The sequence below is a fragment of the Agromyces protaetiae genome, assembly GCF_030866785.1.
Classification (GTDB): domain Bacteria; phylum Actinomycetota; class Actinomycetes; order Actinomycetales; family Microbacteriaceae; genus Agromyces; species Agromyces silvae.
This window is the reverse complement of record NZ_CP133018.1, coordinates 3,542,848-3,561,138: the sequence shown is the minus strand read 5'-3', so window position 1 is coordinate 3,561,138 and position 18,291 is coordinate 3,542,848. Positions and strand designations below refer to the sequence as shown.

Below are 18,291 nucleotides of genomic sequence, written 5' to 3'. Positions count from 1 at the left end.
GGGGGTGACGGTGGCTGGGGGGAACTCGGTTGCGGTGGATGTGCTCGGGGTGGGGTACGAGCAGGTGGTGCGGTTGAACGGGTCGCGGGTGGAGGTCGCGGAGCCGGTGACGCGGGGTGGTGCGGTGGTGCGGTCGTTCGAGGTGGGGGCGTCGCAGGCGTGGCCGCGGCTGTGGGACATTCCGATGTTCTATGGCGGGGTCAATATGGCCGATCGGGTGACCGGGCACAGTGCGAGCCGGGTCGCGGTGGCTGGCGGGTTCATCTATGTGAGCAATTTGCGGACCAAGGATGGGGGGCCGTTCGTTCCGAAGGTCGTCGATGGGTCGGTGGTGCGCAAGTACACGCCCGATGGGGTGCAGGTGGGTGAGCGGGTGTTCCCGGGGGTGTTCGCGGTGACGTCGTTGGCGGGGTTCGAGCATGAGGGCAAGCCGTATCTGGCGATCGGGTTGAACTATTCGGGGGTGCGGATCGCTGATCCTACGGTGCCGTGGTTGCCGGACGTGCACGCGCTGATGGAGCATTTCAAGGGTCCGGATCGGTTCGGGTCGTTGCCGACGAATGAGCGGGATCAGATCACCGAGTTGGGGTTCGGGGTGGTCGGGGGCCGGGTGCAGTTGATGGTCGGGGTGCTGACCGGGGATATGCCGGCGTTGTTGGCGTTCGACGCGAACACGGGGCAGGAGTTGTGGACGAAGAATCTGCGTCCGAACGATCCGGCGCGGTTCGAGTGGCCGCAGGAGGTCGAGTTCAGTCCGTATGAGGTGAACGGGCGGGTGCAGATCGGGGTGGGTTGGCCGACGTTGGGCCGGTTGAGTTTCATGGACGCGGTCGACGGCACCGACCGGGGCAACATCGACGGTGGTGTGGTGGGCACGGTGCGGTTCTTCACGGACGCGTCGGGGGAGCCGCGGGTCGGGTATCGGCACGGGCGGGCGTCGGGGTGGTCGTCGCATGTGGCCAAGCAGGATGCCGCGGGGCGGCCGGTCGTGCTCGACAATGGTGCCGAACGTGACCTGGAATGGATGGTGCCGGGCTACCGGCCGTGGTCCATCCTGATCGACAATCGCTCCCGGTCGGCGGTCACGTTCAACTCGTTCGCGGGGTCGTCCCGTGCGGAGGGGTGCTGGCTCACGACTGCGCTGCGGGGTGCGACGAACCCGCTCCCATCGCAACCCCAGCACGCCGCCGCCGGCGAGCGGACGGGCCCATTCCAGGCCGGCCACACGACGCGTGGCCAGTCCTGCGACCAGAGCACGCCCGGCGTGTTCTACCTCCAGGTGGAACCCACGGGCGAGCCGGGCAACCGGCGCGTCGCACGCGTATTGACGAGGATGAGCACGATGGAGGTCGATCAGCAGGTCGGCAGCGGTCGGCTGAACGTGCAGGTCGAGCGCACCGGCGGTCTCGCGGCCCGGCTCGTGATCACCGATGGGCACGCGACTCCCGTCCAGGTGGACGCCCCGGTGCTCGAGGCCTCCCGGTTGACGCCGGCCGCAGTGCCGGGCCGCACGGTGACGATGGACCCGGATGACCCGTCGCGGCCGGTGCATCGGTTCCGCGTGTCGGGGCTCAGCTGGAACGTGCCGGGGGCCGAGGCCGACCTCTCGGAGGTGGCGGTGCCGCTCCCGGTCGCCGAGGGCTCCGTCGACGGAGCACGGTGGGATGCGCTGGGCACCGTCGCGTCGCCGGTCACGCCCGCACTCGACGGCGATCAGCTCACGATGGGCGGCGCGGTGTTCGACTGGCAGACCGCGCCCGGCGCCACGAACGACTACCGGTTCTTCCGGGTCGTGTCCGGCGGTGTCTCGTCGAACGTCGTCGACGTGACGCAGCTCAGCGCGCCCGAGCCGTCCTTGGCCGTGCTGTCGCTCACGATCACGGGCGCAGGCACCCCGAGGGCCAATGGGCTCGACCAGATCCCGATGCGGGTCAGCCTGCGCGGATCGGCGGAACAGGCGCTCGACGCGGCCGAGTACGGGGTTCTCTACGACCGGATCTACTACCGTGACGTGCAGACCAAGGCGCTGATCACCGGGCTCGGGAACCCGGCGGAGCCGAACCAGCTGGTGATGTTCTCGCTCGAACCCGGTCAGTACGCGAACGAGTTGCTCGACGCAGCCGCGACCACGTCGATCGGTGTGTATTTCTCGACACGCCTGGGACAGGCCCGCCCGATCATGGCGGTGTTCAAGGCGGACGGTCGGGACCTTCGTACCCACAACCGAGCCGTGACGCTGGCGCCGGCGACGAACAACCTGCTCACGATGGGCACGGCCGCCAACGGCCTGAGCGTGGGCGCGTGCGGCGAGAGCCGGTGCGCACTCAAGCTCGCGGATCCCTGGGAGGCGCCTGCACTGCACAGCCTCACGGCGACGAGCTTGGGCGTCCAGTTCCGGGCGATCGCGGTTCCCGGAGCGGCATCGCTGCCGCTCACCCAGCCCAACCGGGTGCCCGAGGAGCTGCCGCTGCAGAGCGACTCGTTCATGTACCACAGCACGCGGGCCATGCTCGAGAACCCGAACCAATTCGCCTACAACGGGACGATCACGACGGATCTCGTCGCGCACGGAGAGCGGCTCGTCGCAGAGAACCACTGGATCAGGACCAAATAGCCGAGCGGGCGTGCGCCGACCGTCGCCGGCCATCGCGTGATCGTGTAAAATACTGATGTATCACAACCAGGAGGTCCGCATGAGTAGCACACTTCGCAGGGCGGGTCTGACGATGCTCGTCAGTCTCGCACTGGTGGTGGGCATCGGTGTGCCCACCGCGGGCGCGGCGGAGGCTCCCGCAGATCAGGCGGAGGCTCCCGCAGATCAGACGGAAGCCGCCGCCGCCGCCTCGGCGGACTCCGGCCCGGGCTTTCCCGCCGACTCCGGCATCACGGTCCCGTCCGGGAAGAACGAACACGCCGTCGACATCCTCGGCCTGGGCTACGAGCAGATCGTTCGCCTCAATGGGTCCCGTGTCGAGATCGTGGAACCCGTGACGCGCGGCTCGCACGTGCTCCGGTCGTTCGAGGCGGGAGCGAGCGCGGCGTGGCCGAAGACCGAGGTCGGCGCCCCGCTGTTCTACGGGGGGAGCAACATGACCACGTTGCTCGTCGGACACAGCGCCAGTCGACTCGCCGTGACGAAGTCGCACATCTACGTCACGACCATGAGGTCCGAGCAGGTGCCTGACTCGATCGGCAGGCCCCGCCTCGTAGCGGCTGGGACGGTGACGACCATGTTCACGGTCGACGGCGAGGTGAAGAACTGGCGGACCGAGGGTCGCGAGTTCGCGGTGACGGCGCTGGATGCGTTCGAGTGGAAAGGGGAGGAGTACCTCGCCATCGGGCTCAACTATTCGGGGGTCCGGATCGTCAAGCCCGGCCAGTGGGGGATGCCGGACTTCCGGGTATTCATGACGCACTACTCGGGTCCCGATCGCGAGGAGCTCTTCATGACGCATCATCGGGACCAGATCACCGAGGTCGAGCTCGGGACAGACGGCGAGAACCTGCTGGTGGTGGTCGGTGTGCTGACCTTCTCGATGCCCACATTGCTGGGCTACGACGTGACCAACGATCGGGAGATCTGGGCGAAGAACTTCCGGAGCTCGACCGACGCGTGGCAGTGGCCCGAGGTGGTGTCGATCGGCACGTCCGGACTCCGAGGGCAGCCGCAGGCTGTGGTGGGCTGGCCCACCCTCGGCAACGTGAACATCATCGACCTGGCCACAGGTGACACGTGGAAGAGCTGGGACGGTGGTGTGCTCGCGTCGGCCCGGTACTTCACGAGCGTGTCGGGCGAGCCGAGGGTCGCCTTGCGTCGCGGCATCGGCCACGTGTTCGAGTCGTTCGTCCTGAAAGTGGGTGCCGACGGCGAGCTGGCCGCCACTGCCAGCGGCGGCGGCGCCGAGCTCGCGTGGATGGCGCCCGGGTATCGGGCGATGTCGGTGCAGATCGACAACCGCACGGGCGTCGGGCTCAGATTCCAGCTGTTCACGGGGGCGAGCGACGAACAGGGCTGCTGGATGAACAGTGGTATGCAGGGCGTCACCAGCCCGTTCCCCTCGCAGCCCGTGCAGGTCGCCGCGGGCGCGTCATCGGCGCAGTACGTCGCCGCGCACATCCTCTGGGGCGAGCCGGGGAACGCGTGCCGGCTCGCGCGGGCCGGAGCATTCTCGATGCAGCTGGATCCTCTGGGCGAGCCGGGTCACCGCCAGGTGGCGCAAGTGATCACCGACGGCCACGGACTCTGGGTCCACGATCAAGTCGGCGGGGGTCGATTCTCCGTGCGCACCGAGCCCAACGGCCCGCGCGGCGTGCGGCTCGTCGTGACCGACCGGCATGCGGCACCGTCCATCGTGGGCGCCCCCGTGATCGAGGCGGCCCGGCTGACCCCCGCGCCGGCAGAAGGCCACCAGCCGGGCGACGACGTGAACGACCCCACGCGGCCCGTACACCGATTCACCGTGTCCGGTGTGACCTGGCGGGTGCAGGGGTCGGACGCGGATCTCGCCGACGCGACGCTGCCGCTCCCGCGTGCACAGGCCTCGGTCGACGGCGAACGCTGGGACGATCTCGGCACGATCGCCTCGCCGCTCGCGCCGAGCCGCGAGGGTGACCGCGTCACGATGGGCGCCGCCGTCTTCGATTGGCAGACCGCCGTGGGTGCGGCGAACGACTACCGGTACTTCCGGGTCGCCGCGGGCGGCGCGATCTCGCAGGTCGTCGACGTCACCACGCTGGCCGCCCCGACACCGACGTCGATCGTGACGAAGGTGGACATGTCCGGTACCGGAACGCCGAGGGGCAACGGGCTCGACCAGATCGCGATGCGAGTCTCGCTGCACGGCGGTGCCGCACTGGATCCCACGGACTATCCAGAGCTGTACGCGCGGGTCTACTACCGGGACCTGGAGACCAAAGCCCTCATCACCGGTCTCGGCGATCCGACGGTGCCAAACCAGGCGATCATGTTCTCGCTGCAGCCGGGACAGTACCCGAACGATGGGCTGAGCGCTCAGGCGAGCTCGATCGGCGCGTTCTTCTCGATCCGGTCGCCCGAGGCCGGCCGCCAGATCATCGCGGTGTTCAAGTCGGACGGCACCAAGAAGTCGGCCCATGGCTCGCCTGCCGGGCAGTGGGTCAGCCCGGCGAAGCATGCGCTCACGACGCAGGGCACGGGTGCGGGTGGCCTGAGCGTCGGCTCGTGCGCCGAGGGTGCCTGTGTGCTCGCCGATCCCGGGGCAGCGCCCGCGCTGCACAGCCTCACCGCGACGAGCGTCAGCGTGCAGTTGCGCACCGGAGCCGTTCCGGGCTCGGGGTCCTTGCCGATGCTCAGACCCGAGGGGGGCGCGCTCATTCAGCCACTGCCGAGCGACACCGTGCTGATCGGCGCGGGGCGAGCCACGCTCTCCAATCCGAATGCGTTCGGCCCCGTCTCGACGATCACGTCACACGTGGTCACGCACGGTGAGCGGATCACTTTCGAGAACCGGAGCATCCGATGAGCAGGGCGGAGCCGCCAGAGATGAACATCGTACGCACGCGTCCGCGACGCCGTACGCGGCCACTCGTGTGGGCGGCGGCCATGGTGAGCGTGTTGGCGACCGCGTCCGGCGTGAGCGTGCCGGCGATCGCGGCCGAGCCGCGAACCGACGCGACGATCGAGGAAGCGGCCGGCCACGAGGTACCGGCACCCGCGACGGATGTCTCGGCGGCCGAGTCGTCGACGTCTGCCGCTGCGGCCGTGTTGCCGTCGAGTGCGGGGGTGACGGTGGCTGGGGGGAACTCGGTTGCGGTGGATGTGCTCGGGGTGGGGTACGAGCAGGTGGTGCGGTTGAACGGGTCGCGGGTGGAGGTCGCGGAGCCGGTGACGCGGGGTGGTGCGGTGGTGCGGTCGTTCGAGGTGGGGGCGTCGCAGGCGTGGCCGCGGCTGTGGGACATTCCGATGTTCTATGGCGGGGTCAATATGGCCGATCGGGTGACCGGGCACAGTGCGAGCCGGGTCGCGGTGGCTGGCGGGTTCATCTATGTGAGCAATTTGCGGACCAAGGATGGGGGGCCGTTCGTTCCGAAGGTCGTCGATGGGTCGGTGGTGCGCAAGTACACGCCCGATGGGGTGCAGGTGGGTGAGCGGGTGTTCCCGGGCGTGTTCGCGGTGACGTCGTTGGCGGGGTTCGAGCATGAGGGCAAGCCGTATCTGGCGATCGGGTTGAACTATTCGGGGGTGCGGATCGCTGATCCTACGGTGCCGTGGTTGCCGGACGTGCACGCGCTGATGGAGCATTTCAAGGGTCCGGATCGGTTCGGGTCGTTGCCGACGAATGAGCGGGATCAGATCACCGAGTTGGGGTTCGGGGTGGTCGGGGGCCGGGTGCAGTTGATGGTCGGGGTGCTGACCGGGGACATGCCGGCGTTGTTGGCGTTCGACGCGAACACCGGGCAGGAGTTGTGGACCAAGAATCTGCGCCCGAACGATCCGGCGCGGTTTGAGTGGCCGCAGGAGGTCGAGTTCAGCCCGTATGAGGTGAACGGGCGGGTGCAGATCGCGGTGGGCTGGCCGACGTTGGGCCGGTTGAGTTTCATGGACGCGGTCGACGGCACCGACCGCGGGGACATCGAGGGCGGCGTGGTGGGCACGGTGCGGTTCTTCACGGAGGCGTCGGGTGAGCCCCGGGTCGGGTACCGGCACGGCCGCGCCGAGGGGTGGTCCTCGCATGTGGCCAAGCACGATCCCGCGGGTCGGCCGGTCGTGATCGAGAACGGCGCTGAGCGCGATCTGGAATGGATGGTCCCCGGCTACCGGGCGTGGTCGGTGCAGATCGAGAACCGCTCGCGATCCGAGGTCGCGCTGCGGACCTTCGCGAGCCCGACCCGCGCGGAGGGATGCTGGCGGAACACGCAACTGGGTGGCGCCGCAGCGCCGCTCCCGGCCCAGCTGACGAAGATCCCGGTGGGGTCGTCGGCCGGCCCCTTCGCGACCGCGCAGGTCACGTTCGGCGACTCCTGTGGAGACAATCCGGGCCTGTTCTACGCGCAGCTGGAGGCCGTGGGCGAGTCGGGCCACCGGCAGGTGGTGCAGTTCCAGGCGGAGAAGTACACGGTCAGTGTCAAAGACCAGGTCGGCACGGGCCGCCTGGTCGCGCACGTCGAACCCGTCGGCCTGCATGGGTTCCGGATCGTGATCGCCAACCGGCATGCCGTGCCGACGATCCTGGACGCCCCGACGATCGAGGCGTCTCGGCTGACGCCGGCACCGGTGGATGCCGTCCCCACATCGTCACCCGACGACCCGTCGCGGCCGGTGTACCGTTTCGCGGTGTCCGGCACGGCCTGGCAGGTTCCGGGCGCGACCGCCGATCTGACCTCGGTCACCCTTCCGCTCCCGGTCGCCGAGGGCTCCGTCGATGGCGTGACCTGGAACGCGCTGGGCACGCTCGCCTCGCCGCTGACTCCGACCCTCGAGGGCGAGCGGGTCACGCTGGGGCACTCGGTGTTCGACTGGCAGACCTCGCCCGATGCCAAGCGGGACTACCGATACTTCCGGGTCGTCGTCGGTGGGCGTACGTCTGCCGTGGTCGACGCGCACGCGCTCGAAGCGCCGCCCGCGACGACGCAGGTGGCGCGGCCGAACCTCTCCGGCACGGGAACGCCGCGGGCGAACGGACTGGATCAGGCGCCGATGCGCGTGACGCTCCTGAACAGCTCGTCGCAGGGGCTCGACACCGAGACGCACGCCGATCTGTACCGGCGGATCTATTTCCGCGACCCTTCGACCGAGTCGCTGATCACGGGGCTCGGCGACCCGGCCGACCCGAACCAGCTGGTCATGTTCTCGCTGCAGCCGGGTCAATACGCCAACGAGGGGCTCAGCGCGGCGGCGGGCAGTTCGATCGGGGTCTCCTTCTCGATGAAGTCCACGCAGCAGAACCGCCAGGTGAAGGCCCTCCTGCGTACCGACGGGGCCAAGACGGCGCCACCCTCGCACTCCCTCCCGCTCCGCCCGATGGCGAACACGCTGCTCACCGACGGTACCGGCGCCGGTGGGCTCGCGGTCGGCTCGTGCGACGAGCGTGGATGGGATCCGTGCGCGCTCATGGATCCCGCGGCCGGGGCCGCACTGCACAGTCTCACGGGCACGACCGTCAGCGTCCAGTTCCGCACGATCGCACTGCCCGGCACCGCGTCCCTGCCGTTGGCGCAGCAGGACCACGTGGCCGAACAGCTGCGCCTGGTGAGCGACCGTCTCCTCTACGACGGCACGCGGGCACTGCTCTCGAACCCGAACCAGTTCGGGCAGTACGCCGCGATCACCACGGACCTCATCGCTCGGGGCCAGCGCGTCCTCGTCGAGAATCACCCGAGCAAGGTGAAATAGTCACCGCATGCCACAGCGTGGACGCCCGAGCCCCGGCTGCACCGGGGGCTCCGGCGTCGACGGGTTCCGCAGGCCTCCCCGGGGAGTCACTCGGTGTGCGTGAGATGTTCGGCTGCGGCCACCCGTTGGAAGGTCGGGTCGGCGAGCTGGCTGTGTGCCAGCGGCGCGCCAAGTGCGAGCTGCGCGCTCTCGTGCCGATCCGTGGCGAGCAGTCCGAAGAGGTCGCTGTACTCGAGACGGAACGAGCGATCGGGCAGCGGCAGCGTGGTCAGGCTCCCGGAGTGGTCGGTCGCCACGACGTGGTACGGGTCGAACAGGGACGCGTTGGTCGTGACATAGATCTGGCCGCGGTTGTCCGCGATGGAGGAGGGCGAGTAGCCGACGTCGTGCGCGTGCCACTCACAGGTGTCCACCGCGATGTGATGGAGGACCCGCCGTTCACCGGCCCACTCGAGGGTCCAGATGTCGCCCGCGTCGTCCTCGAGGACGTCCATGACCTTGCCGCTGCGGGCACGGTGGAACACCTGCCCGTCGGTCTGCAGGCTGAGGATCTCGGTCCGGGAGGCGATGTGGATCTCGCCGCTCGGCGAGAGGTCCATCGCCTCGGCCTGCAGGCCGTCGAGCACCACGCTGACCTGGCCGGGGCGGACGATCCGGAGCAGCGTCCGCTCGGTCAAGAGATACACCGAGCCGTTCGGGTGGATGCCCAGGCCACGCACGTCGCTCGCGGTCAATCCCTGATGGAGCACCACATGGGCGCCGTCCCACCGCGTCCCGCGCAGGGTCTTGCCGTCGGCGGAGAGCGTCACCGCGAGGTAGTCGACATCGGAGACCACGACCGGCACGCTGGTGGTCGTGCCACCCGTCGTCAGGCTCACGTGGGTGATTCCCGCGTGGGTCGGCGTTCCGGCGATCCGCCCGTCGTCGGTGAGCTCGAGTCCGGGCGGCAGCACGGTCGCCGCCACGCGGGCGTCTGCCGCCCTGAACTGGGCGGCGTCGAGCACCTTGCACGAGACCTGCACGCCGATCCGCGCGATGCAGGTCGTCGCCGCGAGGTCGGGGGGCTCCGCTCGGGCGGGGCCGTCGGCGGTCAGTGGAGCGGCGGTGAGGAGCGCGGCGACGAGCGCGGCGCTCCCGGGCCGGAGTGAAAACATCGGTGTTTTCCCCTTGCGGTGAACGTCATCGTACGTCGGCTAGCATATCAGCATACGGTCTCCAGGTGGTCGAAACATTCACCCAGAGATCGGCGGGGCCACCCCGAGAGGCGGTCCCGCCGGTCGCACCGCGGACTACTTGGTGAGTTTCACCGATTTCGCTGCCGCGTTGTTCACCAGCTTCGGATCAGGCGTGACGAGCGACCCGGTCGCGGCGGCGAGCAGGGCGGTGCCCGAGTTCGCCTTCGGCACGAGCGTGATCGTGAACTGCCGCTGCTGGCCGGCGGTGTAGCTGGCCGTCGGGAAGGTCACGAGCTGTCCGATCCGGGTCGCACCGGCCGGGATCGTCTGGATCGTGAAGTCCGTCGACACGAGGATCGTCGCCCCCACGTTGACCGACGTCTGCGGTCCGGCATTGCTCACCGTCACCTGATACGACACGGGCGTGCCCTTCTTCGCCGTGGCGGGCCCGGTGATCGCGACCGAGACATCCGCCTTCGGCTTGGGCGCCGCCTGAACCGTGATCGTCGACTCCAGCAACGCCGTCGGGTTGACCCCGTTCGAGGCCTCGACCGTGAAGCTGAACGTGCCCGCCGTGGTCGGCGTGCCAGAGATCACCCCCGCCGCCGACAGTGTCAGTCCGGGCGGCAGCGACGTGCCGGCCAGGAGTGCGACGGTCGGCGCTGGCGTTCCCGTCACCGTGTACCCGAACGAGTACGGCTGCCCGACCGTGCCCCCGGGCGGAGTGCCCGAGATCGTCGGCGCCTGGTTGATCGTGATCGTCGACTCCAGCGCGGCGTCCGGGCTCACGCCGTTGAACGCGACCACGACGAACGAGAACGTGCCCGCCTCGGTCGGGGTCCCGGAGATCACCCCGTCAGCAGACAGGCTGAGCCCAGGCGGCAGTGTGGTGCCGGCGAACACCGAGGTGCTCGGCGCCGGGACCCCGTTCACGTCGTACGCGAACGAGTACGGCGTCCCGACCGCGCCGCTCGGCGGCGTCCCCGAGATCGTCGGCGCGACCGAGAGATCCTTCACGGCGAGGGATGCCTCGTTGCCGGCGGAGATGGCGACGACCCCACTGCTTGCGGCCGGCGGAGGGCTTACGGCTGTGCCGGTTCCCCACCCGACGACCGACCCGTCGGACTTCAGCGCGAGCGAATGCGCGGCGCCTGCAGAGATGGCGACCACCCCTGAAGATGCGGCGGGTGGCGGTGCGGCTTGCGCCGCACCGTTGTCGCCCCAGCCGACGACCGACCCGTCGGATCTCAGCGCGAGTGCGTGGAAGGAGCCCGCGGAGATGGCGGTCACGTTCGCGAGTCCGGGCGGCGGCGTCGCCTGGCCCGCGAAGTTCAGTCCCCAGCCGACCACGGTTCCGTCGGATTTCAGGGCGAGCGAGAAGCCACTCGACGCGGCGACGGCGATCACCCCGGATTGGGCCGCCGGAGGGATGGTGATCTCGCCGACGGAGTTCGAGCCCCAGCCGATGACGCTGCCATCGGACTTGACCGCGAGCGCATGCGTCGCGCCGGCAGCGATGCCGACGACCCCCGACTGCGCGGCCGGAGGGGCGGGGGTCTGCCCGGCACTCGTGGCTCCCCAGGCGACGACCGAGCCGTCGGCCTTCAGCACCATCGAGAACGTGCTTCCCACGGCGATCCCCTCGACACCGGATTGCGCGGCCGGCGGCGGTGTGGCCATGTCGTTGGCATTGTTGCCCCAGCCGATGACCGTGCCATCGGTCTTGAGCGCGAGCGCCGTGAGCGGCAGCGATCGGTTGATGCTCACCGCGGCGACACCGGATTCGGCAGCCGTGGGGATCGGCAGCGGGGTCTGGCTGCCCCAGGCGATGACGCCCTGATGCTCGGGTGCCGCGAGCGCGGGGGCGGCCCCGGCGCCGGTCAGGGCGGCGATGAGCCCGATGGCGACGGCGGTGCGCCTCCAGTGCGGGCGGCGTCGTACGTCGTCGTGGGTGAGTGATCGCGCGGGCGTGATCGGGTGATTGGGTGCTGTCCTCCACATGATGGAACTCCTTTGCTGCATCGAGGACTGACGCAACGCACCCACCCCTGAACCTCCGCGTCGCCTGTCGGTTTACACCTCTCACCAGAACACCGCAATACTGCCCAGGTCTCATTGCGGAGAATATATCAGTGTGCTATTCTCGAATCACGTGATCGACGCTCTACCCTCACCACCCCGGAGCCGTCGTTCGCGCCAGGCAGCGATGCCTACCGCGTAAGCCCCGCCCTTCACCCCGGCGGGGCTTACGCCATTTCGGGGCCGTAACCCGGTTCCGAGCGCGACTCGGTAGCGTGGGACGCATGATCAGCCGAGAGCTCGCCGTCACGCTCAAGCGCGTCGGGCTCGTCTGGCGCCCGGCGTCTGGCGACCGCTTCCAGCTCGACCTCTCCGACCAGGTCGAGCCCGAGTTCGAGGCGCAGGTGTTCACGGTGAGCGAGATGACCATCGAGTCGCACCGCACGCCCTCGGGCGCGACGATCCTGGGCTTCAACGGAACGACCGAGTGGGCGCTCGACTCGGTGAGCCTCGGCGACGCCGTCTGGCTGCCGCGCGAGGATCAGCTGCGCGAACTGCTGCGAGGGTCGTTCCGCTTGCTGCGCCGACTCGACGACGCCTTCGAGGTCGAGATCGAGCTCGACGGCGAGCGGCGCCGGTTCGAGCACCCCGAGCCCGCCGAGGCCTACGGCCTCGCGCTGCTCGAGCTCATCGGGCGGTCGCGGTGAGCGAGCCGGATGCCTCGGGCGGGCCGGCTGCCTCGGGCGGGCCGGATGCCCCGGGCGGGCCGGATGCCTCGGGTGGGCCGGATGCCTCGGGTGCGGCCGCCGCGCTCGCCGTCGCGCGGGCGGCGGTGGCAGACGCGGTCGAGACGCTCCGCGCCGCAGGCGCGAGGACCGAAGTGCTGGCCGAGTACGAGCCGCCGCGTCGCGTGCTCGGCATCCCGCGGGCGCCGAGACTGCGGCCGCTCGGCAGAGTGTGGCGGCTCGGTGTGCTGGTGCTCGACGACGCCGGCCGGCTGTACGAGGCGGGCCGCGTCGTCCGCGCCGAACGCCCGGCCCGGCGCTCGATCACGGCGAACGCCGTCGCCGAGCATCGCGCGTTCCGTGCGGCCGCGGTGAAGGGCGGCATCGCCGAGGGCGAGACCGTCGTGTTCGATGCGCGCCCGATCGCGCTCGACGCCGTCGAGCTCACCGACCCCGACGCCGACGTGCAGGTGCGCGACGGCGTCGTGCAGGTCCGCTGGAGCCCGACCCAGGCGAACGCCCTCGTCCCCCTCGACCGCTACCTCGCCGAGCGCGCCGACCTGCTCGCGCACCCGCCCCAGGGCGCCTGACCGAGGCATCCGCCCCCGCTTGCCCGCTCCCCACCCGACGCCGCCCGAGCAGCCGCGTCCCGCGCGACCCACCGTTTCCACACCGTCACGATGTACGGGTGTTCGGCCCGCCGCGCCCGTAGATTGCGACGACTCCACACGGCTTGCTAGGCTCGCCGACTGTGTCAGCTGACTTCTCCGCGATGATCATTCGGCCCCGCACCGCCTGAGGCGGAGCGTCCGACCCTCGTTCGCGACCCTTCGCCTCGGCCACCTGTCCATGGCCGGTGCGCGTTCGGCGTGCCCGGCTGCAGGTCTTCTCGCCAGCGGAGCAGCAGTTGCACACCCATCGATCCTCAGACCCTTCACGTCACCCATCCGACCGGCGCCCGTCCGGCCGGCCCGACCGTCTCCACCATGACCCCGGCCGCGCGCAGGCACACGACCGCATCGGGTCGGATCGGCCCGAGCGGCCGGCGCGGGGCCGGTCGCGGCCGGCCGCCGATGCGCCGAGTGCGTTCGAACCCGTTGGCGGACGGCACGAGCTCGGCCAGAACTTCCTCATCGATCGCCGCGTGATCGATCGCGTCGTCGAGCTCGTCGGCGCGACCGACGGGTCGATCGTCGAACTCGGCGCCGGCGGTGGCGCGCTCACGCGTCCACTCGCCGCGCTCGGTCGGCCGCTCACGGCCGTCGAGCTCGACCCGCGTCGCGCGGATGCGCTTCGGCGAGAGCTGGGGGACGGCGTGAGCCGCGCGGGCCGCGCCGATCACCGCCGCGCGGCGGATCCCGGACGCCACGCGGGTCGGATGCATCGGACCGCGCGAGACGGTCGTCGCCACGGGAGTCAGCGCGACCACGCGCCACCCGGTGGCGCTGGAGCTTCGCGCCCGGTGCGCGTGGTCACGGGCGACGCATTGACCTGGCCACTCCCCTCGGAGCCGCATGTGATCGCGAGCAATGTGCCGTTCCACGTGACGACGCCGATCCTTCGTCGGATCCTCGCCGAGCCGGCGTGGACCGACGCGGTGCTGCTCACCCAGTGGGAGGTCGCGCGGCGCCGGTGCGGGGTCGGCGGCACGAGCCAGCTCACCGTGCAGTGGGCGCCGTGGTTCGAGTTCGAGCTCGATCGGCGCGTGCCGGCCCGCGCCTTCCGTCCGGCACCGTCGGTCGACGGCGGGCTCTTCACCATCCGCCGCCGGGCGGAGCCGCTCGTGGCCGACCGGGAGCGTCGCGCCTACCAGGCCTACGTCGCGTCCGTCTTCGGCGGCCGCGGTCGTGGACTCGCGCAGGTGCTGTCGCGCGCGTCGCGGCCGCTCCCGAACGCGAAGACGTGGCTCACCCGCCGTGGCATCCGGGCCGACGCCCTCCCCGCGCGCCTCGCCCCGGCCGATTGGTCGGCCCTGTGGCACGCCGTCCGACCCCGCCCGTGACGCAGATCTCCTCGAACGGTCGCGGATGGTGGGTGCGCTCGCCGCTGACCCGCCATCCGTGACTTCTCGATGCCGAGGAGATCGACGGCCCCGGGGTTCGCCTGGATCTCGGCCTGTGGGTACAGGCCCGCGTGCGGCTCAGAAGCCGAACGCGGTGACGGGCAGCAGCGTGCCGTCGCGGTGGCCCTCGAGCACGAAGCGCTCGTGGTGCACGACCCGGTCGGGCAGTGCGTCGAGCGCGAACCACTCGAGGGCGTCGGCCTTGGGCTCGACGAGCCGCGGCTCACCCGCCCACGAGCGGCACGCGAAGAACACGTCGAGGCGCTGCTCGATGGGGCCGCCGCCCCGCGTCGTACGGTGCATGGCCGTGAGCGGCTGCAGCGACGACTCCGACACCTCGACGCCGATCTCTTCAGCCGCCTCGCGGGCCGCGCACGCGAACACCGACTCACCCGGGTCGACGTGGCCCGCGGCCGACGCCGCCCACCAGCCGTCGTAGTACCCGGTGTTCGCACGGCGCTGCAGCAGCACGCGTTCGTCGGCCTCGCCCGGGGATCCGTCGAACAGGAACACGTAGGAGGCGGGGATCAGCGCGAACCGGCCATGGCTCGCCGCGTACTCCTCGGAGTATCGCTGTCGTGCTTCGCCCATTCGCGCCTCCTCGCGCCAGCCGGCCCGCGTCCGCCGCCGACTCTACGCCGTCCGCCGTATCAGCGACGCCGTCGCCATCCGCGAGGCATCCGCGAGGCATCCGCTCACCGGCCGCGCTCACCTCACCGGCCGCGCTCACCGCAGCCCATCCCGCCGTGTCCGCGGTTCCGCGCCACCCGCGACGGACGTGCCGCGAACGTGGAGCGCGGCGCAGACGCAGCGGGCGGCGCATGCCGCCGCACCCGACTCGTGATCAGTACCCGACGACCGGCCCGAACGCGTCCTGCAGCGGCGCGCGATTGACCGAACGCAGCTCGTCGACCGACACGGTGAACGCGTCCTGCACCTCGAGCGCCTGCGACGAGGCATCCGTCACGCCGATGCGTCGCACCGCGTACCCGCGCCCCTCGCACAGCCCGCGGAAGCGCACGTCGTCTTCGCGTGGCACGGTCACGATGACGCGCCCGGTCGACTCCGAGAACAGCGCCGTCGCCACGTCGATGCCGGCGTCTTCGGTGACCTCGCCGAGGAACACGCGTGCGCCCACGCCGAACCGGCCGACCGCCTCGGCCAGCGCGATCGCGAGGCCGCCGTCGGAGAGGTCGTGCGCCGAGTCGACGAGACCTTCGATCGCGGCCGCGTGCAGCAGCTCCGCGAGTGCCTTCTCACGCCCGAGGTCGACGGCGGGCGGCCGCCCGCCGAGGTGCCCGTGCACGACACCGGCCCAGGCCGAGCCATCCAGCTCGAGCGCCGTGTCGCCGAGCAGGTAGATGTTGTGTCCGTCGTCCTGCCAGCCGCTCGGGATGCGGCGCGCGACGTCGTCGATGACGCCGAGCACGGCGATGACGGGCGTCGGGTGGATCGGCACGTCACCGGTCTGGTTGTAGAAGCTGACATTGCCGCCAGTGACGGGGATGCCCAGCTCGAGGCATCCGTCGCTCAAACCTTCGACCGACTCGCTGAACTGCCACATGACCTCGGGGTTCTCGGGGGAGCCGAAGTTGAGGCAGTCGCTCACGCCCATCGGGGCGGCACCCGTCGCGGCGACATTGCGGTACGCCTCGGCGAGGGCGAGCTTCGCGCCCTGGCGGGGGTCGAGGTACGAGTAGCGGCCGTTCGCGTCGGTCGCGACCGAGACGCCCAGACCGGATGCCTCGTCGACGCGCACCATGCCCGCATCGTCGGGGTAGCTGAGCGCGGTGTTGCCGAGCACGTACTTGTCGTACTGGTTCGTGATCCACGAGGCATCCGCCTGGTTGGGGGAGCCGAGCAGCTGCAGGAACTGCGCGCGCAGCCCGTCGCCGGTCTGCGGGCGGGCGAGGCCCGCGGCCGAGTCGGCCTGCACCGCGTCGATCCAGGTCGGGTAGGCGACCGGGCGCTCGTAGACCGGGCCGTCGACCGCGACCGTGCGCGGGTCGACGTTCACGATCTCCTCGCCGTGCCACATGATCGAGAGGCGGCCGGTGTCGGTGACCTCGCCGAGCACGCTGGTCTCGACGTCCCACTTCTCGACGACCTTCATGAAGCCCTCGAGCTTCTCCGGCCGCACGATGGCCATCATGCGCTCCTGGCTCTCGGACATCAGGATCTCTTCGGGCGTGAGCGTGGGGTCGCGCAGCAGCACGTCGTCGAGCACGATGGCCATGCCGCCGTCGCCGTTGCTGGCGAGCTCGCTCGTCGCGCAGGAGATGCCGGCCGCGCCGAGGTCCTGGATGCCCTCGACGAGGTCGCCCGCGAACAGCTCGAGACAGCACTCGATGAGCACCTTCTCGGCGAACGGGTCGCCGACCTGCACCGCGGGGCGCTTGGTCGGCCCGCCCTCGGCGAACGTGTCGGACGCGAGGATCGAGGCACCGCCGATGCCGTCGCCGCCCGTGCGGGCGCCGAACAGCACGACCTTGTTGCCGGCGCCCTTCGCGTTCGCGAGGTGCAGGTCCTCGTGCCGCAGCACGCCGACCGCGAGCGCGTTGACGAGCGGGTTCGCCTGGTACACCGGATCGAACCAGGTCTCGCCGCCGATGTTCGGCAGGCCGAGGCAGTTGCCGTAGAAGCTGATGCCCGAGACGACGCCGTGCACGACGCGCGCGGTGTCGGGGTGGCTGATGTCGCCGAATCGCAGCGCATCCATGACCGCGACGGGGCGCGCGCCCATCGAGATGATGTCGCGCACGATGCCGCCGACGCCGGTCGCGGCGCCCTGGAACGGCTCGATGTACGACGGGTGGTTGTGCGACTCGATCTTGAAGGTGACGGCCCAGCCCTCGCCGATGTCGAGCACGCCCGCGTTCTCGCCCATGCCCACCATGAGGTGCTGCTTCATCTCGGGCGTGACCTTCTGGCCGAACTGGCGCAGGTACACCTTGCTCGACTTGTACGAGCAGTGCTCGCTCCACATGACCGAGTACATGGCGAGCTCGGCGCTCGTGGGCCGGCGGCCGAGGATGTTGCGGATGCGCTCGTACTCGTCGGGCTTCAGGCCGAGCGCCGCGTACGGCTGCTCCTTCTCGGGCGTGGAGGCGGCGACCTCGACGGTGTCGAGCACCGGCTTGGAGCCGGTCGCGGGCGCGGTCGGGACGGATGCTTCAGCGGTCACAGGTGGCGAGCTCCAGAGAACGGCGGCGGGCGGATGCCGCGGGGCGGGTGCCTGACCTGCCAAGTCTAGCCGCGCGGGGCGGGTGGGCCTGCCGTCGGCCCTCCGTGGGCCCGATGCCGCGCCGGGCGCCGGCCGCACGCCGGCCGGCCGCCGACGGGGTGCGCTGCGAGACCCGGCGCGGCGCGCTTGACCCTGGGTGTTCGCTGGGTGGATGATGCGCGTAGGCGCATTCCATGAGGAATGCTCGAACCGAGGGGGTTCCGATGAGCACAGTGGACACCAATACGACCGGTTGGGTCGGGTGGGGGTGGTTCGCCGCCATCGTCATCATGATCGCCGGCGTCTTCGATGCGATCTACGGACTCGTGGCGATCCTGATGCCGAACAGCGCATACTTCGTCGCCGCCGAGGGTGGGCTGATCCTGTTCGACACCTCGGGGTGGGGCTGGTGGCACCTGATCCTCGGGGTGCTGCTCATCCTGGTCGGTGCCGCACTCATCACGGGTGCGACGTGGGCGCGCGTGGTCGCCATCATCCTCGTGGCGCTCAACGCGTTCGGTCAGCTCGCGCTGCTGCCCGTGCAGCCGTGGTGGTCGCTCGTGGTGCTCACGCTCGACATCCTCGTCATCTACGCCCTCACGGTGCACGGCCACGAACTGAAGGCCGCACGCCGCTGACCCGGGCTCCGCGCCACTTGGGCGGCCCTGCGCCAGCTGTGCCGGCGCGGAGGGGGCCGAAGTGGCGCGGAGCGCGCG

General features: G+C 70.5%; 11 protein-coding genes. 7 read left to right on the top strand and 4 right to left on the bottom strand.

The features are described from left to right. Positions 1-4 precede the first annotated feature (4 nt). From QU602_RS16250 to QU602_RS16240, 3 genes are all read left to right on the top strand, one after another. On the top strand, positions 5-2,614 hold the full coding sequence (locus QU602_RS16250; protein WP_308797497.1) for a hypothetical protein: 2,610 nt from the start codon (positions 5-7) through the stop codon (positions 2,612-2,614). 79 nt (positions 2,615-2,693) lie between these two features. Continuing rightward, positions 2,694-5,501: a hypothetical protein gene (locus QU602_RS16245; RefSeq protein ID WP_308797496.1), complete on the top strand. Its 2,808-nt coding sequence runs from the start codon at positions 2,694-2,696 to the stop codon at positions 5,499-5,501. A gap of 80 nt (positions 5,502-5,581) precedes the next feature. Further along, positions 5,582-8,371 (top strand): hypothetical protein, encoded by a 2,790-nt coding sequence (locus QU602_RS16240; protein ID WP_308797495.1) that lies wholly within the window; start codon positions 5,582-5,584, stop codon positions 8,369-8,371. An 86-nt stretch (positions 8,372-8,457) separates the two neighbouring features. Here the strand turns inward: QU602_RS16240 and QU602_RS16235 are convergent, their stop codons facing one another. Together QU602_RS16235 and QU602_RS16230 are read right to left on the bottom strand one after the other, a co-directional pair. Next, positions 8,458-9,525, bottom strand: a complete 1,068-nt coding sequence (locus tag QU602_RS16235; RefSeq protein WP_308797494.1) for a hypothetical protein — start codon at positions 9,523-9,525, stop codon at positions 8,458-8,460. 135 nt (positions 9,526-9,660) lie between these two features. Further along, complete coding sequence (locus QU602_RS16230) at positions 9,661-11,547, bottom strand: hypothetical protein (RefSeq protein ID WP_308797493.1); 1,887 nt, start codon at positions 11,545-11,547, stop codon at positions 9,661-9,663. A gap of 302 nt (positions 11,548-11,849) precedes the next feature. On the opposite strand from QU602_RS16230, the gene QU602_RS16225 reads away from it, so the two are divergent. The 3 genes from QU602_RS16225 to QU602_RS16215 all read left to right on the top strand — a co-directional run bounded on the left by QU602_RS16225 (position 11,850) and on the right by QU602_RS16215 (position 14,292). Then, positions 11,850-12,272: a pilus assembly protein CpaE gene (locus QU602_RS16225; RefSeq protein ID WP_308797492.1), complete on the top strand. Its 423-nt coding sequence runs from the start codon at positions 11,850-11,852 to the stop codon at positions 12,270-12,272. Continuing rightward, positions 12,269-12,880, top strand: coding sequence for a hypothetical protein (locus QU602_RS16220; RefSeq protein WP_308797491.1), 612 nt, complete (start codon positions 12,269-12,271; stop codon positions 12,878-12,880). Before QU602_RS16225 ends, QU602_RS16220 begins: the two co-directional genes overlap by 4 nt. Before the next feature lie 542 nt (positions 12,881-13,422). Continuing rightward, a complete protein-coding gene (locus tag QU602_RS16215) occupies positions 13,423-14,292 on the top strand; it encodes a ribosomal RNA small subunit methyltransferase A (protein ID WP_308800204.1) in 870 nt (289 codons plus the stop codon). A gap of 138 nt (positions 14,293-14,430) precedes the next feature. Here QU602_RS16215 and QU602_RS16210 read toward each other — a convergent pair whose 3' ends face one another. Together QU602_RS16210 and purL are read right to left on the bottom strand one after the other, a co-directional pair. Next, positions 14,431-14,943: an NUDIX domain-containing protein gene (locus QU602_RS16210; RefSeq protein WP_308797490.1), complete on the bottom strand. Its 513-nt coding sequence runs from the start codon at positions 14,941-14,943 to the stop codon at positions 14,431-14,433. A gap of 253 nt (positions 14,944-15,196) precedes the next feature. Then, a complete protein-coding gene (gene purL, locus QU602_RS16205) occupies positions 15,197-17,536 on the bottom strand; it encodes a phosphoribosylformylglycinamidine synthase subunit PurL (protein WP_308797489.1) in 2,340 nt (779 codons plus the stop codon). A 263-nt stretch (positions 17,537-17,799) separates the two neighbouring features. Between purL and QU602_RS16200 the strand changes: the two genes are divergently transcribed. Next, on the top strand, positions 17,800-18,213 hold the full coding sequence (locus QU602_RS16200) for a DUF7144 family membrane protein (RefSeq protein WP_308797488.1): 414 nt from the start codon (positions 17,800-17,802) through the stop codon (positions 18,211-18,213). Positions 18,214-18,291 lie beyond the last annotated feature (78 nt).